We start from the raw sequence: 24,772 nt of genomic DNA, 5'->3' as shown, positions 1-24,772 counted from the left end.
GCGAGCCTCTAAGCCAAAAAAGGCGACCCCAAAGGGCCGCCTTGAATAGGGGTAAATCGCGATTACTTGAGGTGGTTGCCCTTCAAGTCGAAACGCTTGCCAGCCTTTTCAATGTAGACCTTCTGATCTGCAAAGCGGAGGCGGACCTGATTTTCGGAAGAAGCCCTGCGAGTTGCAAAGCTGGGCTTGATGGCGTCACCATGGCTTGCGATTGCAAAGGACGGCTTATGGCCTGCGTTCAAAGCTTCCAAGGCACCAGCGAGGTATGCAAGGGGAGCATTCCAGTTAATAGCAACTTCGTTGGTTGCGTAGCTGCAACGGTTGTCGGTATAGGAGGTTGCTGCCTGACCAGTTCTGTAGTCCTTGCATTCCCAAGTTTCAGAACCGATGTCTTCACCACCGGGCTGAGGGCCACCAACTAGCATACCCGGCACCGGATCAGAAATGTTGTCTGCGGTACTGGGACGATGATGAGGCATTCTGGGAGACTTTGTACCGTAACCAGTCAAGAAGGACATATTCAGCGGGTTCTTACCGAGGAGGTAGTCAAGAACCTTCTTAGCAGCGGTGTAGTACATTTCTTCGCCAGTCAGGTAATATGCGTGGAGAAGCCATACGCCCTGGTTTGCAGCCACTGCGTTGGAACCCCAGACGAAGTCGCTCTTCTGCATAACAACACCGAAACCAGAAGCGGTGCGATTGACGAAATCATCGGCAACCCAAACAACGCTATCATGGGCAGCATGGCCAACATCACCAAATTCTGTAGCATGAATGGCCATGTCATAAGTAGCGAGACCAGATACGTCTGCCCAGCTAGGAATATTCATGGTCGGTTCGCCAGACTTATAGGTAGCTTCGCCAGTGGTAATGAACAATTCGGTACTTGCAAAAGCCTTTTCATCCACAAGCCAGGAGTCACCATATTCACCAGTAGACACACCATTCGGATTGCTAAAGGTTATGTTGGGATTCTTGGAACCCCAAGTGTAGGCGTTCCTTGCAGCAGACAAGCATGTTGCAGCAAAGGTTGCATCGAAAGGCTTGTAGACACGAGCGGCTGTTGCCATGACTGCAGCGAAGTCGAAGGTAGCAGCAGTGCCCTTACCAATGACATAAAGCTTATCCTTATCACCGGCAGGCATAACGTCACCCGGGAAGCCGAGAGTGGTCAACTTATGGAAAACACCACCATCGGTATCCTGCATGGTAAGCATCCAATCAAGATTGTACTTGATTTCGGCCAAAAGATCCGGAAGGGCGCCTTCTGCAGGAATGTTCCACTTGAGGGCGTTGAAGTAATCCGGATAATGTTCATACAGGGAAAGCAAGGTGTAGGTGGTAATACCGGAGTTTACGATATAACGGCCATAGTCACCGGCATCGTACCAACCCTTGGTAGAAGTAATAGTGCCCGAACCTGCGGACTGATGTTTTTCCACGGTTCCATTGGTATGACCAGCAGAACGCTTCCACTGACCTGCATAAGTCTGGTCCAAAGCCATGGAGGCACGCTGGTAGTAGAACCACTTAAGAGAAGCCTTTGCCACATCTTCAAAAGTCTTGTCAGCAATCTTCAAGTCGTTACGGACAACCTGGCCACCGACCTTGATAGAGTATGTTCCCGGAGTCTTGAGGTCAGAGAAGTCAACCAACTGCACCTGCTGATTGAAAGCATCCCAAGAAGTGGCTGCCGACGGGGTAACCATAAGAACCGTTTGACCAGTCTGGTCCACAATTTCAACATTGCCGCCGTTGACGCCATCAACAACAAATTCCTTGTTGTCGGCAGGGCGATAGCCAATCTGGTTAATATAAGCGTTAGCTGCAAAGGCAGAGCTAACAAGAGTCAAGGCAGAAATTGCCAGAGGGGCAAATTGCTTAAGACCAAATTTGGAAAACATTCTCATACTCCCTAGTTAAATTTTCACAAATTTAATATACCTCAAATTTACAACAATTCTCGTTTTTTTGGGCTGTTGCCGTTTACAACTGTACCCACTGTGATATTACGCAAGAGTAACAGGGCGACAATCACAAAAAAGCCCCCAAGTTCACACTCAGGGGACTTAAAAACGAGGATTCTATCAGCTCTTTGAGCTTCCAGAAGACAATGTTCGGTATTACTTGATCAAGTCGAGAGTCAAGCGACGAGCTTCGGCGTCGGCTTCCAGAACCTGGTCGAGAGTCAAATGACCTGTCAAGTTGGGTGCGCCATTGATGATGGTTTCCACGTGACGGGGAATGTCGGTGAACTTCAGCTTGCCATCCAGGAAGCGGTCCACCAAGACTTCGTTGGCAGCGTTCATCATGGCGGGCACGATACCGCCGCGACGGCCTGCTTCGAAAGCGAGAGCCAGGCAACGGAACTTGTTGAAGTCCGGTTCGAAGAAGGTGAGCTGACCAAGGGTGGGCAGATCAAGACGCTTGGTTTCGAGGGGCAGGCGTTCCGGCCAGGTGAGGGCCACCTGAATAGGAATGCGCATGTCGGGAGCGCCCAGCTGAGCCATCAAGGAACCATCGCGGAACTGCACCAGGGAATGCACCATGGACTGGGGGTGAACCACCACCTTGATCTGTTCATACGGAATGTGGAACAGGAAGTGGGCTTCAAGAACTTCAAGACCCTTGTTCATCATGGAAGCGGAGTCGATGGTGATCTTACGGCCCATGCTCCATACCGGATGGTTGAGGGCGTCGGCCACGGTGATGTTTTCAAACTTTTCAATGGGCCAAGTGCGGAACGGGCCACCGGAAGCAGTGATTTCCAGGCATTCCACTTCCTTGTTGGGACGGTCTGCCAGGCACTGGAAAATAGCGCTGTGTTCGGAGTCGATGGGAGTGATGAATGCCTTGGGATTTTCAGCCAGCTTGTCCCAGATAACGGGGCCTGCCATCACCATGGTTTCCTTGTTGGCGAGAGCCACATGCTTACCGTGTTCAATGGCAGTAATGGTGGGAAGACAACCCACAGCACCCATCAAGGCGTTAATGATAATGTCGGCCTTGGGGTCGGCAGCAAGTTCGCAGAGGCCTTCCATACCGGAGAGCACCGGCATGTTGAGGATAGCACTCAGTTCCTTGGCAGCTTCGGGCTTGAACATGCAGACTCGTTCCACCTTGAACTTGCGGACAATTTCAGCGACCTTTTCCACGCTGGAATTGGCCGCAACAGCATAAACCTTAAAGAGATCAGAATGCTGAAGGCAAACGTCTACAGTAGAAGTTCCGATGGAACCGGTAGCACCGAGAAGAACGACATTTTTCATAATGATAGTGATTAGTGGTTAGTGGTTAGTGATTAGTGGTTGGTGGTTAGTGGTTAGTGATTCCTGTTTACTAGCCACTGTTTACTAACCACTTCTTAATATCCCTCGGGATTATTCTTCTGGAAGTTCCAGGAATCGCGGCACATATCCTCGATACCGTACTTCGCCTCCCAACCCAGTTCAGCCTTGGCCTTTGCAGGGTTGCAGTAGCAGGTAGCAATATCGCCCGGACGGCGGGGCTTGATGCTATAGGGAACCTTCAGGTTGTTTGCCTTTTCAAAGGCGTGGACAACATCCAGCACAGAATAGCCGTGGCCTGTACCCAGGTTGTAAATGGCGAGACCGCATTTACGTTCAATGGCCTGCAAAGCGCAAACGTGACCGTTAGCCAGGTCGCAAACGTGAATGTAGTCGCGAACACCGGTTCCATCCGGCGTATCGTAATCGTTACCGAACACCCCAAGTTCTGCGCGGCGGCCCACAGCCGTCTGGGTGATGTAGGGCATCAGGTTGTTAGGAATGCCATTGGGATTTTCGCCAATGAGACCGCTCTGATGGGCGCCAATGGGATTGAAATAGCGAAGCAGAACCACATTCCATTCCGGGTCGGCCTTCTGCAAATCCATGAGCACTTCTTCAAGCATAGACTTGGTCTTGCCGTAAGGATTGGTGCACTGTCCCTTGGGGCATTCCTCTGTAATGGGAATGATAGCTGGGTCACCATAAACTGTGGCAGAAGAAGAGAAGATAAAATTCTTGCAGTTGTGCTTACGCATCACGTCCAGCAGAACGAAAGTAGCGTTCATGTTGTTCTCGTAATATTCCAGAGGCTTGGCAACAGATTCACCCACAGCCTTGAGGCCTGCAAAGTGGATACAGGCATCAATGGAATATTCGTTGAACACATCGTTCATGGCAACAGCATTGCGGACATCTGCCTTTACAAAGGGAACCGGCTTTCCAATAATCTGGGAAACACGACGAAGGGATTCCTCACTGGAATTTACGAGATTGTCAACAACAACAACAGAATGACCCGCCTTGTCCAATTCAATGATAGTATGGCTGCCGATATAGCCCGCACCACCGGTGAGAAGAATATTCATTTCAATTTCCTTCTTTTCTTTTTTCCTTTCAAAATTTAGATAATTACAATTTTTAAAAGAGACCCGAAACAGAAATCGAGTCTCTTTTGTAAAAAAAGCAATAATCTAATGGGAGAAAATCACTTCAACCACTTTTCCACGTCTTTTTCCGCCTTTGCTTTTTCGTTTTGAGCTTCATGACCATAAATGGCAAGACCCATAGTCACTTTGGCGCCGGTCACTTTCTTAAGTCGGGTGACACCGCTGAGGCCGCTGCCTTCATGAGTGACGAAGGGATGGATGGTCTTCCCCTTCAAATTGTACTTTTCAAAGAAGGTAAACATAGGCATAGGCATCTCGCCCCACCACACCGGATAGCCGACGTAGATTTCATCGAATTCTTCGGGGTTGATGCTGACCGGTTTGATTTCCGGACGGGCGTCATTTGCCAATTCCTTTTTTGCAACCGCAATGCACTCATCGTAAACCTTCGGGTATTCCTTGGCGGGTTCCACCTTCAATAACGTTGCGCCTGTTTTTGCGGCGATGATTTCAGCAACGATTTCAGTGTTGCCCTTCTTGATATAGCCCACGCTATAATTTTCGTCGGCACGAGAATAATAGATGACCAGTTTCTTGGATTCAGCAGCCATGGCAGCCCCCATAAGGATTGTTAGAAGGATGAGGATAAACCTTTTCATTGAAACCTCTTTTTGATACAATATAACACTTAGAGTGAACTTGAAGTCAAGAGTTTTATTTTCAAAAAATTTCATCAGTCCCTTGACCTAGAGCTAGCTCTAGATTTTATATTTTATGTAGACATATTTATTAGACCGTGCGATGGTCAGGATCATTCAAATGAAAAAAGTCATTTTAGCCCTTGTCTTAGGAGTATTCTGCATGGCAAACGCAAAAACCGCAGTGGTATATTTCAGCGCCACCGGGACCACTAAGCAAATGGCCGAAAAAGCAGCCAAGGCTGTTGGCGCCGACCTGTTCAAAATTGTTCCTGCGCAGGCATACACTTCTGCAGACTTGAATTGGCACGACAAGAAATCCCGTTCCACCATCGAGAGCAACGATCCCAAGAGCCGCCCCGCCATCAAGAACAAAATTGACGTGAAGGATTACGATACAGTCATCCTCGCCTACCCCATCTGGTGGGGATACGCACCCAAGATCATGTACACCTTTGTAGAAAGCCAGAGCTTCGAAAAGAAGAACCTGATTACTCTCTGCACCAGTGGCGGAAGCGGACTTGGTCCCAGTGGTAAGGATATTGCAAAGGCTGCCAAGGGTTCCATCTTCAAGGGTGGAAAGGAGTTCAATTACGGTTCCGAAGCGAACATCAAGAAGTTTGTAGATGGAGACTTGAAGTAATTCTGGTCTGGGGTCGCGCCATCCATGAAACGAATTGCGAAAATTGTCATTGATGTTCTGATGTACAGTTGCTTTCTGTACCTCATGAGCTATGGCGCCATCCATGACTTGACCCGTCATGGCTACGTAGGCATTTCGCTTTTCGTTTTATTCATTGTCCATCACGTGATGAACTTCTGGTTCTATAGAACCATCAGCAAGGGCAAATGGAACGCCCGACGTATCGCCATGAACGTAACAGACTGGCTTTTGTTCGCCCTAATGATCACCATGGCGATTAGCTCCATCTTTATGACCGGACTTGTTTTTGAATGGTCTCCTATGAAAGCGACGCAGACAGCCCGAGAGGTTCACTTGGCCAGTTGCTGCTGGGGCTTTATGGTGATGCTTTTCCATTTGGGATTCCATCTTGATACAAAACTGGACAAGCTGGAAAATCTCTGCCGTAGTCGTGCCTGGAAAACGGTGTTGCTATACATCGCCTACGGGCTGCTGATTGCAGCAGGCGTCTATGGATTTATACAGTCTGAACTTTACGTGTACATGTTCGTGACTGGCGGCTGGAAAATGGCCGCAGAAAGCGTCACCGCGGCTGTACTGCAGTTGCTTGGAATTTCGGCAGGCATGTGCGTCGTTACCCATCTAGGAATGAAACTTCTAAAGAGATCCTAACCGATCCGCGATCCATAAAATTTCGGAGGAAAAATTTTCGAAATGCTCCGAGTTTGTTATTTAATAAAGACGTCTGATTAGGTAAGGACATGCAACAATGTGTATAGTACTTGTTAACGATTTGGTTAACAAAGAACTGCAAAAATGCGTTTTTTTCGAGGTTGTTTGTTAACGATTTGGTTAACAAGCGCAAGAAACAAAAATCCATGAGGAACATGAATAAGAATCATTCACTGAATTCACGGACCTAAAAAAATACGCATATCTTTAAAATTTCACAAAGGTCGTTTTATGAAAAGACAAATCATTTCCTTGGGCATTTTAAGCCTTGCAATCTCTGTTTTCGCAGAAAGCAAGATGGTACTTGTAAAGGGCGGAACATTTACCATGGGAAGCCCCGCCACGGAGCGCCAACGTCAACTGGACGAAAAGCAACATCAAGTTACCCTCGGCGATTTTTATGTGGACGCCTACGAAGTCCAGCAGAAGGATTACGAGAAAATCACTGGTAAGAATCCCAGCACATTCAAGGGCGGAAACCTCCCTGTTCAAAACGTCACCTACTACGACGCCATTGAATTTTGCAACGTCAAAAGTCGTGCCGAAGGATTGCAGGAAGCCTATAAGGTCAGTCGTGGTGAATCTGGCAAAACCCGCGACATAACCGTCACCTGGAATCGCAGCGCCAATGGCTACCGCCTACTTACCGAGACGGAATGGGAATACGCCAACCGCGCAGGAACTACAACTGTTTTCAGCACGGGAAAATGGAACCGCGTTGAAGACGCCAACTATTACGGAAGCTATCCGTATCTGATTGAAGAAAACTACATGCATCACACCAACAAGAATGTGGTGCCCGGCTCCGTCATTGACGAGCCCGTCGCAGTCAATTCCTACAAGCCCAATGCATTTGGTTTGTACAATATGCACGGCAACGTCAGCGAATGGGTCTTTGACTATTACGGCGAATATAACGAAGCTGAAAAGCAGAACCCTACAGGGCCACGCATTGGAATTTATCGAGTGAACCGCGGCGGTGCCTACAACGATTTCGGAAAGCACTTGAGAAGTGCCTACCGTTCTGCCACCAACCCGTTGGATAGCGACCAGAACCTGGGCTTCAGAATTGCACGCAACGCAGACAACACCAAGGGCACCGCGAATTCCGCCGAGATCATCGAAACAAAATTCAATTCCGAAATCAACGTCATCAGCATTCCGAAAAATCCGAAAATTCTCGTAGCCTACTTCAGTTATTCCGGCAACACCCAGAGTGCCGCGGAATACATTTCAAAGCAGATGAAAAAGAAGTACGGCGACGGAAATGTTGACCTTGTGGAAATCGAAATGGCGAAGCCTTACCGCGGTGGCATTTACGAAGTTACCCAGAAGGATTTGAACAGCGATGCCCGCCCGCCCCTCAAGACTAAAATCAAGGACATGTCCAAGTACGATGTTGTCCTGCTGGGGTATCCTACCTGGTGGGCGACCATTCCCATGCCTGTATTCACTTTCCTGGAAAGTTACGATTTCAAAGGCAAGACCGTGGCCAGTTTTTCAAGCCATGGAGGCACCCGTTACGGCGACAGCGTTTCTGATCTGAACAAGAAACTGCAGAAAAGCTATGTGGGATTTCCCTTTGAATTTTACTACAGCGGCGGAAGAGATTTGAATTCTCGTATAGATAACTGGCTTAAAAGAAACGGTCTCTAACCCACTTCTTGAACCTTCTTGTCAAAGTCGTCGGGAGAGTCGAAGAGCTTTTTCTTGAGGCATTCAATCATGCTGAGCCATCGCAAATCGGTTGTAGTATAAACACGAAGTCCCGAACTGTTCTTGGTGACAAAAGGAAGCAGGCCTTCCTTTTCGTAATAGCACAGAGTGTGGGCAGAAAGTCCGGTTTGCTTTACAACTTCGCCAATGCTAAAACCCTTGCTTTTTTCATCACGAGCGTTATTTGTTATGGTATCCCTTTTCTCTAGGTCAAGGGGAAATTCTTTGCTTATCAGTTTTCACGCTAGCCTTAAGGCCATTCAGGAACTGGTTCGCATTTTCTTTTTCACCGCTATGTTTTTTCACACCGATTGCAGGAATAAGCTTATAACCACCCGTTTCCTCACGATTAAACCTATCGAAGTTCATTTTCAACTTTTCAATGCAGTTGCTGATGTTGTTATCCTGTTGGGAATCCACCATGACAATAAATTCATCACCGGAATAACGGAGGATGGAACCCCAGCTACCCACAGATTCCCTAAGGATTTCTGCTGTCTGGCACAGGGCCTTGTCACCAACATCGTGGCCGAATTGCTCGTTGATTTTTTCAAATCCGCAAAGGCTAATCATAATGCCGCTAGCCTTACGCCCCTGCTGGGAATAAAGGAACAGCACATAATCCAGAAAGGAACGGTTGAACAGCCCCGTCAGATTGTCTCTGAAGACGCGTTCGTTCTGAAGGCTGTTGAACGCACCTGCGATAGCCACTGCAAAGCAGGGAGCCATCAGGGAAACACCATACCAGAGCGACTGAATAACCGTCGCGATGACAATGGGTACAATGTACAGCCAAATGGGGAAGAAACGTATGGAACCGTCGCGACGGTAGTTCTTGTAGTACAACGTAATGGAATTCACCACGATGCCGTAGTTAAAGGCAATGTATATCCAGTAACCAAATTCGCGGCTATAAATATTGTATTCGTTGACACTAAAGATGAAGGGCACGAAAAGGTTTATGACCAACATGAGAATCAATACAACCTTCATCACACGGAGGCTCCACTTCTGGGTATGGGTCATTTCAATCTTGAAATGTTCCCTCAGGAAAAGAAGCCAGCTGTAGGCGCAAAGGTAATTGGAGGCGTAGAGCCATGTGTTGGTGAAATAGACAAATTGCCTTGCGTATTCATGCTTGCTACCATCTGCAGCAAAAGCGAGAAGATCCGACAAGCAGCAGGAAAAGCATGTTCCAAGCATTGCGATAAGCAGCAGGCTTTCCTTGTTTTTCAGGCGCAAACGCCAGACGTTACCGATAATCATCACGACCACAAGAGTCATGCCGATAATATCGGTTCCAAGCGCCATTCGAATATCAACCGGTGATTCCATAAGCTTTCCCGAAACTTTAACTTATAACCAATATATATAAAAAAGGAGGCAAAGCGCCTCCTCATTTAAAGTCTATGGTTCAGACGTGGTATCCAATCCAGATCTTACAATACCTTTTCCATCACATCCAGCAAGATGTAGAGCATCGGTGCAGCCAGGAGGAAGGAGTCGCAACGATCCAAAACACCACCATGGCCCACGAAAAGATTGCCGGAATCCTTGGTACCGCTCCAACGTTTGAGAGCACTCATCAGGAGATCACCTGCCTGGCCAGCAACAGCAATCAGGATGCCAAGGACAATACCCTGGGCGAGACTGATATCCACATGGAATGCAGACAAGGCGGAAGAACAGGATGCCCAGTAGGCTACCCATGCAACAGTGGCGATGGTACCTGCAACAGAGCCTTCCCAAGTCTTCTTGGGGCTGATGCTGGGAGCAAAGAGATGACGGCCAAAGGGGCCCTTGCCAGCAGCGAACTTACCGAAGAAGTAGGCCACGGTATCGCAAAGCCACATGGAGGTCATCACGAGAATAAAGGGATAGCAGTTTTCCAGACCCTGGGAACCATTGCCCATCATAAGGACGTTCATACCGCCCCAGAGACCCACATACAGCGGAGCGCTGATGTGCATCACGAGCCAAGGGAAAAGAGTTTCGATATCCACCTTGGAGTAGGCCATGGCAATATAGCCTGCCAGGATAATAACGCAAGCCATACCCACAACGCCGGGAACTGCGGGCAAGCCAAAGAAGCCCCCCTTGGAAAGAGCCCATGCGAGGGTCAATGCAAAGGATGCGACAAAGGAATAGGCGCGCATATCCGGGCCCTGGTACATCTTGCGAGCCATACCAGCCCATTCCCAGGCGCCAACGCCACCCAGGAAGCACATCAGTGCAATACGTGAAATATCATTAAACCACAGGAGGCCAAACACCAAAGGAATGGCGATGACTGCGGTAATCAAACGCTGTGCTAAATTACTCATGGAGAACCTTCCCAAAGCGGCGTTCGCGAGTCTTGAAGAACTCCACCGCCTTTAAGAATTCTTCCTTGGTGAAGTCGGGCCACAACGTATCCGTTACGTAGAATTCGCTATAGGCGGCCTGCCAAAGAAGATAGTTGGAAAGTCTGAATTCGCCGCCGGTACGGATAATGAGATCCGGATCGGGAGCGCCCTTCAGATAAAGATTGTTTGCAAACAGGTTTTCATCGATGTCGTCGATCTTGACTTCACCGGCGGCGACCTGAGCGGCAATGGACTTGACTGCAGCGACAATTTCCTGACGGGCACCGTAGGAGATGGCCAGGTTCAACTGCATGCCAGTATTGTTTGCCGTAACGTCAATGGCTTCCTGGAGTTTTGCGCGAGGCTTTTCAGGAATGCGATCCATGTTGCCGATGACCTTGAGTTTCACGTTCTTTTCCATCAGGTCGGGAATTTCCTTGATGACCATCTCGATGAGAAGGCCCATCAAATATTCCACTTCCTTGGTGGGGCGGCCCCAGTTCTCGGAGCTGAACACATACAAAGTCATGTGTTCCAAGTTCAGGTTCACACCAACTTCAACAGCATCGATAGTAGCCTGGGTACCTTTGCGGTGTCCCAGGAAACGTTCGAGGCCTCGGCTCTTGGCCCAGCGGCCATTACCGTCCATGATAATGGCAACATGTCTCAGTTCATTAGCCACGCGATTCGCCCTAATTAAACCTTAAGAATGTCTGCTTCCTTAGCGGCAAGGAGAGCGTCGATCTGAGCGATAGCCTTGTCAGTAGCCTTCTGGATTTCGTCCTGCTGCTTCTTGGCTTCGTCTTCCGGCATTTCCTTGTCCTTCTTGATGGCGTCGTTAGCATCGCGGCGGATGTTGCGGATTGCAACGCGGCCGTCTTCTGCATGCTTGCGAGCGATCTTAGCCAGTTCCTGACGACGTTCGGTGGTGAGGATCGGGAGGCTGACGCGGATGGAGTTACCGTCCTTCATGGGGGTAAGACCGATGTTAGCGGCGTAGATAGCCTTTTCGATGAGGTCCACGAGAGACTTTTCCCACGGTGCGACGAGAAGCATGCGCGGTTCCGGAACGGAAACCTTGGCAACCTGAGAAATCGGGGTCGGAGTGCCGTAGTAGTCGATGCGGATGTCGTTAAGGATTGCGGGAGAAGCCTGACCAGCACGGATCTTGGTGAATTCACGTTCGGTAGCTTCAACAGCCTTAGCCATCTTTTCAGAATAATCTGCCATAATAAAACCTTTTAGAATAAAGATATGAAATGCAGTTAGTGGTTAGTAAACAGTGGTTAGTAAACAGTGGTTCAGGAGGTTTCATCTTCCCTCAAAGCTAACCACTAAACACTAACCACTTCTTACTCCATTAACAATGTACCAGTGTTCCTAAATTACCTTCAACGGCAGCCTGAGTCAAGCAGCCCTTTTCCATTTTGAACACAAAAATGGGCATATTGTGTTCCATGCACAGTGCAACTGCAGCGGTGTCCATCACCTTAAGTCCGCGGGCGATGACTTCCTGGTAGGTAATGTCGTCGAAGCGGGTTGCAGTAGGATCCTTCATGGGGTCGGCGGAATAGATGCCATCCACCTTGGTCACCTTCATGATCACGTCGCATTCGCTTTCAATGGCGCGAAGTGCTGCACAGCTATCGGTGGTGAAGAAAGGATTGCCGGTGCCTGCGGAGAAAATAACCACAGAGCCATTGGCAAGAAGTTCAATTGCGCGGCGACGGTTGAAGAATTCGCAAATGGGTTCCATACGAATTGCGCTCATGACCACAGAATTGATACCCTGCTTGTCCAGGGCGTCCTGCATGGCAAGGCCGTTCATCACGGTACCAAGCATACCCATGGCATCACCCTGGGCACGGTTCATGCCACCTGCGCTGGCGCTTACGCCACGAATCATGTTACCACCACCAATGACCAGGGCAACACCTACACCCTTACGAACGACGTCGGCAATTTCAGATGCCATTTCGTTCAGGATGTCGTTGTCAATTCCATGACCCTTGGCTCCGGCCAAAGCTTCACCGCTCAACTTGAGCAAAACTCTATTAAACTTCGCCATAATAAAACTCCGTATTGGAACTCAATATAGTAAAGATTAAACTCAAAAAAAAAGACCGCTCCCAAGGGAACGGTCCTTTTCTAAAAGGACTAGAGATTTCTCTCTACTTCTTAGTTACCGCGTTCGAAGCGGATGAAGTTCACAACCTTCAGGCTGGAGAGACCGAGCTGCTTAGCAACGACTTCCTGGAGGTAGTCCTTGACAGCGAGCTTCTTCGGGTTCTTTTCAGACATGAAGAATTCCTGGTCTTCGAGAACGATTTCCTTGAGGACCTTAGCAACGCGGCCGTCAAGCTGACGTTCAACGAATTCCGGCTTGGTAGCCTTACCAGTCTGCTGAGCCTGGAGTTCGATCTGGGCGCGAGCGATTTCGCGTTCCTTTTCGATGGTTTCAGCAGGAACTGCAGCGTCGTTCAATGCAACCGGAGCGAAAGCAGCGGCCTGCATAGCGATGTCCTTAGCAGCAGCCTTGAGAGCAGCTTCGTCGGCAGAGCCTTCGTAAGCGAGTTCGGTGATAACGCCGATCTTGCCCTTCATGTGGCTGTAAACACCGAAGACAGAGTTTGCAGACTTCTTGAGTTCAGCAAACTTACGGAAGTCGATGTTTTCCTGGATCTTCACGAGAACGTCCTGGAGCACGTCGTTGATCTTCTTGCCGTCAACAACTGCGTTCTTCAGGTCTTCGACAGAAGCGATAGCCTGAGTTTCGACAGCCTTAACAGCGAGGTCAGCGAGAGCAACGAAGTCTTCGTTGTTGGAAACCGGTTCAGTTTCGCAGGAAAGTTCGAAAGCAGCAGCCTTGTCTGCAGTTTCGATGAGGTAGATACGGCCTTCCTTAGCAGCCTTGTCTGCGCGCTTTGCAGCAACAGCAGCACCCTGCTTACGGAGGAGTTCTACAGCCTTGTCCATGTCGCCATCAGTTTCGGTGAGGGCCTTCTTGCACTGCATCATGCCCACGCCAGTCTTCTGACGGAGTTCGTTAACGAGAGAAGCGGTAATAGCGGCCATGATTACTTATCCTCACCGTTATCAAACTTCTTAACTTCTTCCTTGGACTTCTTGTCAGCGGAGCGCGGAGCAACGTTAGCGGCAATGTAGTCAACAATGAGCTTGATGGACTTCACTGCGTCGTCGTTTGCCGGAATCGGGAAATCGACGAGGGTCGGGTCAACGTTAGTATCGCAAATGCCGATGATAGGAATGTGAAGACGACGAGCTTCAGCAACGGCGATCTTTTCGTGAGCGAGGTCGGTCACGACCAGGAGGCCCGGAAGGTTCACCATTTCACGGATGCCACCGAAAACGTCGAGGAGCTTAGCGCGTTCACGGGTCTTGTCCAGAACTTCCTTCTTGGAGAGAGCCTGGAAAGTACCATCCTGTTCCATGGTGTCGATCTTGTCGATCTTCTTGATGGACTTACGGACGGTCTGGAAGTTGGTCATCATACCACCGAGCCAACGGTTGGTCACGGAGAACTGATTGCAGGAAGCAGCAGCGTCGAGAACGCACTGACGAGCAGTCGGCTTGGTGCCAACGAAGAGAACGGTCTTACCGGATTCGGAGATCTTCTTTGCAGCTGCAGCAGCGGCTTCGAGGAGGTCGCGGGTCTTGGACAGGTTGAGAACGTAGATGCCGTTCTTTTCAGCCAAGATGTAGGGCTTCATTTTCGGATTCCAGCGCTGAGTCTGGTGACCAAAGTGGGAACCTGCAGCGAGCAGATCTTCAACGGAAGGCAGATTTGCCATAGTATTATTCCTTTTTTTCGGTTGTTACTACCCGGAGTGCGACTAAGTTGCAAAGCACAGTGTGCCACCGAAGCAACTCTCACAAACCGGTGATTTGATTTACGCCCAGGCGTAATTGCCCAGGTTGGCGGTAAATTTAGTAAAAACAGGGCTAGGGTCAAAGGATTCAACATAAAGAAAGCCCCCTTTGAAGGGGGCCGTTTAGTCAAAATCCGGGGGTTACTTGAAAATAGCCTTGTAAGATGAGCCATCCTTCGGGGAGACCAGACGGGGATTCTTGGTAGAGCCATCCTCCCATTCCTTGAACTCGGCTCCATCTACAGGGACTGCTTCCAGAAGCATGTCGTTACCCTGGAAGAACGTTCCCGTGAAATTGGAACTGGGCAGTTTCATGTCATCCAGTCGAACTTCGCCTTTACCGTCGGCGGTAATAGTCACCTCGATGTCCGGTCCCAAGCCAAATTCTTCGCGGAATTCGTCACGGACAATTTCCGTGCGTTTTTTCGCATAGGAGATTAAAGTTGCACCAGTTTTGTCAAAGGCATGATAAGATCGACGGCCATTCTTGTAGTGGGCCTGATCCCTTTCCATGTCAGCAGAAGGAATCGTAGCTGTCATGGAGTTGGTCGCTTCAACCACACGATCGTAAGTCAAGTAATGGCTCAGCATCACTGCGCCATGGTTTGCAAACAGACGTCTGAAGTCAGGATTCTCAGACAGCTTGATATAAATTTCGGCAAAGCAACCTATACCGTTGCATTCATTGTGTCCACCCTGTTTGATCCAACTGAACATGTTGTGGTCAATATATTCAAAACCATTAACATGCCAGTCCCAGCCAAAGCCGTGGTCCAAGTCAAAGATGATGAACTTGAAGGGAACGCCTGGTGCTCGCCATGCACGAACATTGTTATCGGGCCAGTCGCCATTATGGTAGTATATCTCGGCAGTCATGTAGTCGGCATAATTTGCGACGTCCATGATTTCACGGATTTCTGCATAGCTTTTATTGTTCACCCCACTGAAATCGTTTGCATGAATCTTAACAAGAAGTTTCGCATATTCATCAGCAGAGCCCCCACTAACAGAGAGGGTGTCCTTCACGTGCTTGACCATATCCACAACCTTTGAATCAATACCGTAATTGGTTTCGATAAAGTGTTCATTGATACGTTCACGCAAATCGTGGATTCCGTAATACTTGCCATCGTAGAAAACCACTACCTGACGGCTGCGCTGGTAATCCACGCCGCTGCCTTCCAGAAGACTGGAGAGCATGGCATCTTCTATGTAGTCTCCCACGAAACGGTTTCCATTATTACGCAGGTTGAATCCCTTGAACTTCTTGTCCTTGGGACGGGTCTTGAAAATCGGATACTTCAGTCGGCCGTCCTGATACTGTTTGCGCATGGAAATAGAGACAGACTTCTTGTCTTCCATACGGCTCCAGGCACCCATAATGGAAAGACCTGCATCGATTTCCCAAGCCTTTCCTGCGGAACGGCTGCCGTTCTCGAAGAATTCCACATGAACAGGAAGTTCCCTGTCCTGCCAGTAGTTCGCATTGCGGCAAGGTTCTTCGTAGCAGCGTTCAGCTCCCTGTCGGTAATAGCCGACTGTTTCGTCGAACATGCTACGGTAATCAACGCTGATGGCCACCACCGGCATGGAAACTTCTTCACTCACAAAATATGTCTGGGTAGATGTTCTTACCGGCTCTCCATCCACGAATTCGGAACAACGTAACTCCATTGTTTCATTGATTTCCTGAGGTTCTTCGAAAGGCCAAGAATTCTCATACCTCTGAACCGTTTCACCATAACCGCCACAGCGAATTTCTCCGCCAAACTTCGGCGCCGGAACGGGAATCTTGAATGGCTCATAGAAACCTGCAGGGGGAAGCAAAACAGCTGAATCAACGATAGCTTCATCTTCATCGTCACCAGCATCCGGCAAGTCACTATCGTTTTCACCGGAATCTTCACGGTTCACCTTGTTGTCCATAAACCAGGAATAGAGAGAATCCTGATAGGCGATACTATCTACAACGGAAATATCAGCATCGTCATTATTGGAGCGGGACGGTTCGTCATCACCACAGCCAGAAAGAACCAGCATGGTGCTAAAGGCGAACAGTGCATACTTCATATTTTCAAGCATCTTCATATTGTCGCCCTCTGCTAGTTACAATTCTGAATCATCAAAGTGTCGCCCTGGGGCACCATGATTGTAGCAGGCAATTCGACGCCATTCAAATAGCCTTCGCAACGGTAGGATGAGAAATTGGAAAAACTTTGATAAGAAGTCTTGAACCAGCTTTCGCAGCCCACGGTGTTGGAACGAACCAGGATTTGTACCTGATTTCGGCTAGAGTAATAACAATTCTTCAGTTCATACTTTCCCGCAGTCAAGGAGCCTGAACGGAAATCAACCAATTCCTCCACCGGATTATCACTGTCTTCCACCTTGACAGATTCACAGTTGACATCCACGGTTCTGCCGTCTGCATTGGTAACATAGACCGTAGGCCCATAAGTTCCTCGAGCGGCGAAGGATCCCACTGCAGAGGTTTCGTTATCCTTTCCGAATTCATTCCAGACGTAACTCAACGGTTCTGCGCCAGCGCTTTGGCAACCTTCAATGTTCCACTTGTACTGAACCGTATTGACAGCCAGGTCATCAGAACGGGAAACCAGCGCGGGGGCTCCACAAGAGCAGCCCTCAATGGCAGCCTTTTCCACATTCAGGGAAGAACAGGTAATCAGTTTTTCTGTAGGCAGGCCCTTGTCCACAAGAAGCTTAGCCTTAATAAGACCGGACTTGTCAAACGTCATGCGGGGCTGTTCCGCGGTAGATGTCTGACCATCGCTGAACATCCAGGAATAGGTCTTGGGAGTAAAGCCGTTCATGCTGCTGGAGTACCATCTAATGCTACCGCCCTTCGGAATGGAGGATTCATAGTAGGGGCCGCAAGAGGTTGTGGCAGCTACGCAGAGCGTATCAGAATTATAAAGCAGGGCATAAGAGTACACCTTGGCGTTTTCATCCTCAATGTCCATGGTGAGAGGAGCCGGGGTTAACACAGGCAGATCGAAAGGTTCAAATTCTTCGCTAGAGCTGGACTCGGCTACCGCGACTTCTTCGCTGGAGCTAGATTCAATTTCTTCTTCGGAGCTGCTGGATTCCGGTTCAGCTTCTTCGCTGGAGCTGGATTCAGCCTCTTCTTCAGAACTGCTGGACTCCGGTTCAGTTTCTTCGCTGGAGCTGGATTCAATTTCCTCTTCGGAGCTGCTGGATTCAGGCACCACGATTTCTTCGCTGGAACTGGATTCAACAACGGGCTCTTCAGAGCTGCTGGATTCAGGAACGACAACTTCACTGGAGCTGGACTCAGGATAAGCAGACTTCACAACATAACTGTTATTGGAATAGTAAGAATACGTAATGGGTTCGCTTTCAAAATTATCGCCGACAAGCGTAAACTTCATGCTGCTACTGCCATTCGCAACATCATCAAACGAGAATGTCCAGGCACCGTCCTTCATTTTAGAGATACTGCATTGAGCAGACAATACACCGCTGAAAGACACGGACGGACAAGTCACGTTCATCAAGGAGCCGTCATTATTTCGAACTTCAACCTTCGGGGAATAGGTACCCGAATTAATGGCAATTACGGAAACTTCTGCACCGGAGCCGCGGACGTTTTTCCACTTGTAGAAAAATTCATCACCACCTTCACAACCCTGGATCGACCAGGATACTGTATCAGGAGCCTCCTCGGAAACAACCCTTGTCTTCGACTTGGAAACAGAGCAAACGCAGCTTGCAATCGGGGTTGCAATAACATTCAAGCTGGAGCAGACAATTTCATCACTTTGGGAAGGCATGCCGTCATTCACAAGAAGTCTTGCCCTCTTCACACCAGCTTTACTGTAGGACATCTTGGGAGAGGCCTTCGTGCTGACGGAATCTTCGTCAAGCAGCCAGAGGTATGTGCCAACGGTGCCGCCCATGTTGATAAAGCGCCATTTCACTTCTTCATTTTTTTCTGCGTTGCTTACGGAAGGCATACAGATACCACGGACCTTCGTGCTGTCCGTTACGACAGGGACCGTATCCTTGGAGGTTGTGTCCTTGGAAACAAGAGCCTTGCCATCAACGTACCAGGCATCATCCTTGCAGATATAGTTCTTCATCTTGCCAAGGACAAACACGCTGGAGCCATCCTTTTCGCAAGCGGGCAAGTCGGATTCAGCCACCACTTCATCCAAAAGTTCCATCCATTTCTCGAAGGAACAGGCGTAGAGTTTTTCGGAAACCTTTGCGATGCTATTCTCCAGGGACTCGTCGCAAGTGGGCAAGTCTTCCATGGAATCGGCAGAATCGCTAACAATGGCATCGATATAGCAAGCCACGTATTCCTTCTCCGTAAAGCTCTTGCTTTCGTGATCAAGCCATTCGCCGGCAACGCACTGGTAAGTCTTACGATTGTATTTCACGTAGGCGTATTTGCCATCCATGGAATCATCGCATTCCTGGACATTGCAGACACCATTGGCAAAGGCGGAAACCTTCTTCCAGGAGCCCTCGGAACATGCGTAGTAGTCTTCCTCCACTTTTGCGAAATCGCCCGACAAGCTATCTGTACATTCCGGCAAGTCATCAACGGATTCGTAATAGCCAAAATCTGCGGAAGGTTCCTTGTCCTTATTGGATGAGTCACCGGTATCGTCATCGCCACAGGCAACAAGCATCAAGAGCGGCAAAAAAGCCAATGCCGGCAAGAATTTTTCCAAACCTTTCATTCCAAATTTTCCCTTCTTAAAAAATTTTTACAAATATAATTTTTGGGATACAATTTGACTACATCTAAACTAACAGTACTTTGTTCAAAATCACAAAAAAAAGAACCCCCCACAATGCGGGAGCTTCCCTGAAATTCGCTGATGAAAAGGCCTTTGACAAAAAAAACGCCCTGCGTGAGCAGAGCGTCTTTTGAAAAGCATTCGCTTTTCCAAACGAAATCGTAAAGATTAGCGCTTGGAGAACTGGAAGTGCTTACGAGCCTTCTTGCGGCCGAACTTCTTACGTTCAACAGCACGAGCGTCGCGAGTCATGAGGCCTTCCTTCTTGAGAGCCGGCTTCACTTCTGCGTCGTTAGCAACCAGTGCGCGGGAGATGCCGAGACGGACAGCGCCCATCTGGCCAGCGATGCCACCGCCACGAGCGGTAACTTCGACGTCCCATTCTTCTGCGTTGCCGAGGATGGCGAACGGAAGATTTGCAATCATGTTCTGCACTTCAGAGTGGAAGTAATCCTTGAAATCACGACCATTGATAGTGCGCTTGCCGGTACCCGGCTTCAAAATCACAGCAGCGATAGCGTTCTTACGACGGCCAGTGCCACGGTAGATCTTCTTATTCTTTGCGGTAGCGATATAGGTATCCTCCGTTTTACAAGTCTACGACTTCAGGATTCTGTGCTGCGTGCGGATGTTCTGCACCGGCATAGATTTTGAGTTTCTTGATCATCTTGTGACCGAGAGCGCTGTGCGGGAGCATGCCCCAGATAGCGGCTTCGAGCGGTGCGGTCGGGTGCTTAGCCAAGAGATCTGCGAAGTTGATCCAGCGTTCACCAGCGATGTGGCCAGTGTAGTGGAAGTATTCCTTCTGCAGGTTCTTGTTGCCAGACACAGCAACCTTTTCAGCGTTGATCACAACCACGAAATCGCCAGTATCGACGTTCGGGGAGAAGATGGCCTTATGCTTACCCATGAGGAGACGAGCAACTTCAGTTGCCACGCGACCCATCGGCTTGTTAGCGGCGTCCACAAGCTTCCACTTGCGTTCGACGTTCTTCGGGTTTACCGTAATGGTCTTCATGTAAATCCTTTTGTTAGTTATTCCGGGGCACCCTGCCCCGTGAAATGCTTGGACAAATGTAGTAGGTTTTTCCAAGGGTTGCAAGGATAAAAAAGTTTATTTTTTGAAAAAAGTCCGTAGTTTATGGGTTTTTAGTTCTATTAATTGATATAGTTATAATAATTAACATAGCAAAATACGCTATTTAACCATCTATTGGCCCCTATTGAGTTCCGATCGCTACGCTCCAGGACGACTGGCGCATAGTGTCCATGACATGCAAGCCGAGAGCAGCGCAAAGGCACTCCCCACGCATAAAAAAACAAATGCCCTAAGACATTCGCCTTAGGACATTTTGTTTGGTGTTTTGGATTAGGTTCTTGAAGGAACTGGTCCTAAACTTTACTTAGCGATGCGGAAGGACTGCATCTGCTTGGTATCCTTATTACGGACGTAGTACGTACCGTTAGCAAACTTCACGTCGCTGTACTTGACAGTTTCGATAGCCTGGTTGAAGCTGTAAGCTCTGAGGCGACCCATGAACATGCCGTTCACATCGAACACGTCGAAGGCCTGGAGAGTTTCGAACTCATAGTCGAGGCTTACACCAATTGCCATGACAGCAGAGGAGCTAGAGCCAGCAACGCCCGGAGTTGTTCCAGAAGAGCTAGAAGTAGTGGTAGTCGGAACGTCGTTAGAGGAGCTGGAAAGCGGTTCCGGATCAGCCTCACCCTTCTTGACGAAGGTCATGTAGTCGATATCGAAATATTCCTTGGCAACAGTGAGGCGGAGGATGTGCTTGCCTGCGGTGAGGTTCACATCAGCAGAGACCTTGTTGTATTCGGTGAACACGTCGGTACCACCAACTGCTGCAGGAACGCTAATGCTTTCGGTGATAGCCTTGCCATCCATGGAGAGGGTGAATGCGCCACCTGCACCAGAAGCAACAGCTGCGTACATGGTGTAAGTACCAGTTTCAGCAACTTCTACAGTGTATTCGTACCAGTTGTCGTTGTTGTTGTAACCAATGACGACGCCAGTAGCACCCTTATAGAGGTTGGGGGATTCGTTCTTACGGTAGTCGGAGTTGCCGTTACCGCTGTTTGCAACACTGTAAGACTGGTTAGAAGTACCGTCTGCGTTAACGCCCTTACCCGGAACGTCGAAGTTTTCGGCTTCAATCTTGCCCGGAATTGCAGCAGCCTTGCCGCCATACGGGGTCTGCGGTTCAGGATCAACCACGGTGCCACCTGCGAGACCAGTGGTGTTCACACCCTTGTTGGACTTGAGATAGTTTCTCAACCAGGTCATAGCCTTACGGTCCTGACCATTCTTGATGAGACCGGAGCAACCATTTGCAGTATTGTTACAGTTGAGCCAGGTCTGACCATAGATGTAGCCCCAGAAAGTAATGCCGGCTACATAAGGATCTTCAAACCAGTAGGAGAACTGTTCCTTAATGCACTGTTCCTGAACGTTATCATCCGTGGTAGGAATGTCGTATTCAGAAATGAAAATCGGGAAGTTGTTAGTCTGGCTATGGATCTTTTCCATGGTGGACTTGAAGGTGCTGTAAGCAAGGCAAGCGCCACCGCCACCAGTACCGTTGGCGCCACCACCCTGGCTCATCAAGTCGTGAGCCTGGAGGCCGTAACCGTCAACAGGAGCGCCATTCTTTCTGATGGTGTTGATCAGGTTGATACCCTGGTCCACGTTCCACTGAATGGTGTTATAGTCGTTATAGATCAAGATTGCCTTGGGCCAACGTTCACGAGCCATCTTGAAAGCTGTGGTAAGGAAGGCGTAGTCACCATTGTTATCGCCACCCATAGCCTGGATAATCTTGGTCTTGGTATAGTTGGAATGATACTGACCATTGCCAGTACGAATAGCTTCGTTTGCCACGTCAATCATTTCAAGATCGGGATAATGCTGCTTTACAGCATCAAACCATGCGGTAATGGCCTTCTTGGTATCATCGACGCTCAAGCTTTCGAGCCAGCCAGGATACTGAGAACCCCAGAGAAGAGCATGGAACTTGAAGTGACCGCCGTTGTTCTTTGCCCAGTTATAGGCTGCATCGCAACCAGCCCAGTTGTAGCGGCCGCGGGTGCCTTCGATAGAGCCCCACTTACAGCCGTTTTCAGCAGTAGCCTGGTTCCACAGCTTGGTGTACGTATCGTTAGGACCAGGAGCGGTGTTAGACTGTGTAATGTTACCGACGAACTTTGCAGCTCCATCGGCGAGACCCGGACCAGCAAAAGCCGGCACAGCCATAGCTGTAGCCAACCCAATCGCAGCAAGAGAAATTTGTTTTTTCATACTACATCCATCCTTTTTATGGGTTTTACCCATACACCTGAATTCAAATCTATCCTCCAAAATGGAATATCGGACCCCATCTGCGCCATGGTTCTATGGACAAATTGTCCATACCGCAAAGAAACAGGCAAAATCATCGTTTTTTACATAAATTCAGGCATTTTCAGTCATTTCTAGACAACAGTAAAAAGTTTTTTCCACACAATTTATCTACGTCTATCCATAAAAAAACGACCCCTTTCTACCGAAAGGAGCCATATTTTATGGTTTTTCAAGCTTTTCGCTTACTTTGCGATACGGACGGTCTGAAGATTGCCCGTGGCCTTGGAGCGGAGGAAGTAAACACCCTTGGCCACACCAGCACCATTCTGCTTGACCGTTTCAACAGCGGCATCCATACCGTAGGCGGTAAGACGGCTTACAAAAGCACCATCCATGGTGAACAGGTCGTAGTCATCGCGGGCGACCGTGTTAAGCTGGGCATTCTGCACAACAGGCTTGATGGCTGCGGAGGGGTCCTTGGTGATGGGCTCATCATCTTCGGCATTTTCGCCGGCCTTGAAGGTGATGTAGTCGATATCCATCCAGTCCTTTTCGATGTTGAGGCGGAGGACGTGCTTACCTGCGGTGAGGTTCACGTTTGCGGTGACCTTGTTGTAGTCATCGTAGTTGTCTTCACCTTCAGCAGCCTTGGGGACCTCGATGGTCTTGGTGATAGCTTCGCCATCCATGGAGAGGGAGAATGCGGAGCCACCAGCAGAAGCCACAGCGGCAAACATGGTGTAGGTACCGGTTTCAGCCACGTTTACGGTGTATTCCAGCCATTCGCCAGCCTGGGTGTAACCGAGGATAATGCCGGTAGCCTTCTTGTAAAGGTCAACGCCAGCAGCGTCTGCACGGTAGTCCTTTACATCACCGTGGTTTTCGGAATCCTTTTCGCTGTAGGAAATGTTGCTGTTGCCAGCTTCATCTTTACCTACGCCAGACTTATCGAAGTCTTCCACTTCAACCTTGCCCGGAATTGCAATAGGAGCACCCTTGAACGGTTCCTGCGGAACGGGTTCAATAGGAGTAGCAGTTTCGTTCTTACCCTTGTCCAGGTTATTTGCGAAATATTCTTCAAGCCAAACCATTGCCGGACGCTTTCTGCCGTCCTTTTCCATGATACCGGTATTTGCAGCCCAGGTGGCACCATTGATGTAGCCCCAGATGGTGATACCGCCGATCCACGGGGTTTCCCACATGAACGGAATCTGGTTTGCATAGTCATTCTTCTGCTTCTGGTCGTCAGCTTCGCCGATATCGTATTCGGAGATCAGCAACGGAAGACCAGTTTCGTTATGGATTCGGGTGAGCTTGCTTTCGAAATCAGACTTGCTCATACCCTTACAGTCATGGGCCTGCTGGCCGTAGAAGTCGATGGGAGCGCCGTTCTTGAGCAGGGTCTGCACCATTTCGATACCTTCGTTCATCTGCCAAGAGAGGGTGTTATAGTCGTTATAGATGAGCTTTGCCTTGGGCCAGCGTTCACGGGCCATTTCGAAAGCCTTCTTCACGAAATTGTACTGGTGCTTGTTGTTGACGATGTCGTCTCCACCCAAAGCCTGAACGATATAGGTGCCTCCACATTCCGGGTCGTCGGTACTGATGCCTTCGGCACCTGCAGCAGGCTTGCTATAGCCAGAGTGATAGTTACCGTTCACCGGGTCACCAGACCAGATTGCTTCGTTAACAACATCAATGTATTCAAGATCCGGGAACTTAGCTGCCACGGCATCGAACCATTCGGTAATGTACTTCAAGGTCTTTTCCTTGGTAATGCCCGGGTTCTTCTTGGTGCAGAGGAAATTAGGCTTCTGGGAACCCCAGATCAAGGCGTGGAACTTGAAAGTACGGCCCGGTTCAGCCTTAGCCCACTTATAACCATTTTCGCAGCTATCAAAGCCGTTGAAATTGAATACGCTATTGCCATTGGCATCGGTAGAATGGATAGACCCCCACTTACAACCGTTTTCGTTGGTAATCTGGTTCCAGTAGGTTCCCATATCGGAGCGAATCTGGCTACTGGTTGTAATGTTGCCGAGGAACTTGGCGCCACCATCAGCAAGAGCTGCATGGGAAACGGATGCAGCAGCGAGACCTGCAATGGCGATAGAAATAATCTTACTCATAAATCACTCCTTTTGGGGATATCCCAAACTTCCTTTTTGTTAAAGTTATTTCACAAAGCGGCGAATTTTAGC

At 49.1% G+C, this 24,772-nt stretch carries 20 protein-coding genes and 1 pseudogene; 3 read left to right on the top strand and 18 right to left on the bottom strand.

Translation table 11 applies throughout. The features are described 5' to 3' along the window. Nucleotides 1-62: 62 nt before the first annotated feature. The 4 genes from MJZ25_00875 to MJZ25_00860 all read right to left on the bottom strand — a co-directional run bounded on the left by MJZ25_00875 (nt 63) and on the right by MJZ25_00860 (nt 5,055). Nucleotides 63-1,904 carry a glycoside hydrolase family 9 protein gene (locus MJZ25_00875; protein MCQ2122719.1) on the bottom strand — a complete coding sequence of 614 codons (1,842 nt, stop codon included), beginning with the start codon at nt 1,902-1,904 and terminating at the stop codon, nt 63-65. Nucleotides 1,905-2,123: 219 nt separating this feature from the next. Further along, entirely contained in the window at nt 2,124-3,269 is a 1,146-nt protein-coding gene (locus MJZ25_00870; protein ID MCQ2122718.1) for a 1-deoxy-D-xylulose-5-phosphate reductoisomerase, read from the bottom strand. A 95-nt stretch (nt 3,270-3,364) separates the two neighbouring features. After that, the gene (galE, locus tag MJZ25_00865) at nt 3,365-4,375 is read right to left on the bottom strand and encodes a UDP-glucose 4-epimerase GalE (GenBank protein ID MCQ2122717.1); all 1,011 of its coding nucleotides are present in this window, start codon (nt 4,373-4,375) and stop codon (nt 3,365-3,367) included. A 119-nt stretch (nt 4,376-4,494) separates the two neighbouring features. After that, the gene (locus MJZ25_00860) at nt 4,495-5,055 is read right to left on the bottom strand and encodes a flavodoxin (protein MCQ2122716.1); all 561 of its coding nucleotides are present in this window, start codon (nt 5,053-5,055) and stop codon (nt 4,495-4,497) included. 202 nt (nt 5,056-5,257) lie between these two features. Here MJZ25_00860 and MJZ25_00855 point away from each other — a divergent pair, with 202 nt between their 5' ends. The 3 genes from MJZ25_00855 to MJZ25_00845 all read left to right on the top strand — a co-directional run bounded on the left by MJZ25_00855 (nt 5,258) and on the right by MJZ25_00845 (nt 8,125). Further along, entirely contained in the window at nt 5,258-5,737 is a 480-nt protein-coding gene (locus MJZ25_00855; GenBank protein MCQ2122715.1) for an NAD(P)H-dependent oxidoreductase, read from the top strand. Nucleotides 5,738-5,761: 24 nt separating this feature from the next. Then, nucleotides 5,762-6,409 (top strand): DUF4405 domain-containing protein, encoded by a 648-nt coding sequence (locus MJZ25_00850; protein ID MCQ2122714.1) that lies wholly within the window; start codon nt 5,762-5,764, stop codon nt 6,407-6,409. Nucleotides 6,410-6,700: 291 nt separating this feature from the next. Next, nucleotides 6,701-8,125, top strand: coding sequence for an SUMF1/EgtB/PvdO family nonheme iron enzyme (locus tag MJZ25_00845; GenBank protein ID MCQ2122713.1), 1,425 nt, complete (start codon nt 6,701-6,703; stop codon nt 8,123-8,125). Between the two features lie 107 nt (nt 8,126-8,232). Here MJZ25_00845 and MJZ25_00840 read toward each other — a convergent pair. The 14 genes and pseudogenes from MJZ25_00840 to MJZ25_00775 form a co-directional block, all read right to left on the bottom strand. Continuing rightward, nucleotides 8,233-8,292 (bottom strand): annotated as a pseudogene (locus MJZ25_00840) (MerR family transcriptional regulator). A 103-nt stretch (nt 8,293-8,395) separates the two neighbouring features. Next, nucleotides 8,396-9,520 (bottom strand): GGDEF domain-containing protein, encoded by a 1,125-nt coding sequence (locus tag MJZ25_00835; GenBank protein MCQ2122712.1) that lies wholly within the window; start codon nt 9,518-9,520, stop codon nt 8,396-8,398. A 104-nt stretch (nt 9,521-9,624) separates the two neighbouring features. Further along, nucleotides 9,625-10,509 carry a phosphatidate cytidylyltransferase gene (locus MJZ25_00830; protein MCQ2122711.1) on the bottom strand — a complete coding sequence of 295 codons (885 nt, stop codon included), beginning with the start codon at nt 10,507-10,509 and terminating at the stop codon, nt 9,625-9,627. Continuing rightward, the gene (locus tag MJZ25_00825; protein MCQ2122710.1) at nt 10,502-11,212 is read right to left on the bottom strand and encodes an isoprenyl transferase; all 711 of its coding nucleotides are present in this window, start codon (nt 11,210-11,212) and stop codon (nt 10,502-10,504) included. Before MJZ25_00825 ends, MJZ25_00830 begins: the two co-directional genes overlap by 8 nt. Nucleotides 11,213-11,226: 14 nt before the next feature. Further along, complete coding sequence (frr, locus tag MJZ25_00820; protein ID MCQ2122709.1) at nt 11,227-11,760, bottom strand: ribosome recycling factor; 534 nt, start codon at nt 11,758-11,760, stop codon at nt 11,227-11,229. A gap of 130 nt (nt 11,761-11,890) precedes the next feature. Continuing rightward, the gene (pyrH, locus tag MJZ25_00815) at nt 11,891-12,598 is read right to left on the bottom strand and encodes a UMP kinase (protein MCQ2122708.1); all 708 of its coding nucleotides are present in this window, start codon (nt 12,596-12,598) and stop codon (nt 11,891-11,893) included. Nucleotides 12,599-12,708: 110 nt separating this feature from the next. Then, entirely contained in the window at nt 12,709-13,605 is an 897-nt protein-coding gene (tsf, locus tag MJZ25_00810; protein ID MCQ2122707.1) for a translation elongation factor Ts, read from the bottom strand. A gap of 2 nt (nt 13,606-13,607) precedes the next feature. Beyond that, nucleotides 13,608-14,342, bottom strand: coding sequence for a 30S ribosomal protein S2 (rpsB, locus tag MJZ25_00805; protein MCQ2122706.1), 735 nt, complete (start codon nt 14,340-14,342; stop codon nt 13,608-13,610). Between the two features lie 219 nt (nt 14,343-14,561). Continuing rightward, the gene (locus MJZ25_00800; protein ID MCQ2122705.1) at nt 14,562-16,508 is read right to left on the bottom strand and encodes a CotH kinase family protein; all 1,947 of its coding nucleotides are present in this window, start codon (nt 16,506-16,508) and stop codon (nt 14,562-14,564) included. Nucleotides 16,509-16,522: 14 nt separating this feature from the next. Further along, complete coding sequence (locus MJZ25_00795; protein ID MCQ2122704.1) at nt 16,523-19,150, bottom strand: hypothetical protein; 2,628 nt, start codon at nt 19,148-19,150, stop codon at nt 16,523-16,525. Between the two features lie 228 nt (nt 19,151-19,378). Further along, nucleotides 19,379-19,759 (bottom strand): 30S ribosomal protein S9, encoded by a 381-nt coding sequence (rpsI, locus tag MJZ25_00790; GenBank protein MCQ2122703.1) that lies wholly within the window; start codon nt 19,757-19,759, stop codon nt 19,379-19,381. 40 nt (nt 19,760-19,799) lie between these two features. After that, complete coding sequence (gene rplM, locus MJZ25_00785; protein ID MCQ2122702.1) at nt 19,800-20,228, bottom strand: 50S ribosomal protein L13; 429 nt, start codon at nt 20,226-20,228, stop codon at nt 19,800-19,802. A gap of 381 nt (nt 20,229-20,609) precedes the next feature. Continuing rightward, entirely contained in the window at nt 20,610-22,529 is a 1,920-nt protein-coding gene (locus tag MJZ25_00780; GenBank protein MCQ2122701.1) for an endo-1,4-beta-xylanase, read from the bottom strand. Between the two features lie 284 nt (nt 22,530-22,813). After that, a complete protein-coding gene (locus tag MJZ25_00775) occupies nt 22,814-24,700 on the bottom strand; it encodes a cellulase family glycosylhydrolase (GenBank protein ID MCQ2122700.1) in 1,887 nt (628 codons plus the stop codon). Nucleotides 24,701-24,772 lie beyond the last annotated feature (72 nt).

Source organism: Fibrobacter sp. (assembly GCA_024399065.1).
GTDB lineage: Bacteria > Fibrobacterota > Fibrobacteria > Fibrobacterales > Fibrobacteraceae > Fibrobacter.
Note: the sequence above shows the minus strand (reverse complement) of the source record. Positions and strands in the feature narration are given on the sequence as shown.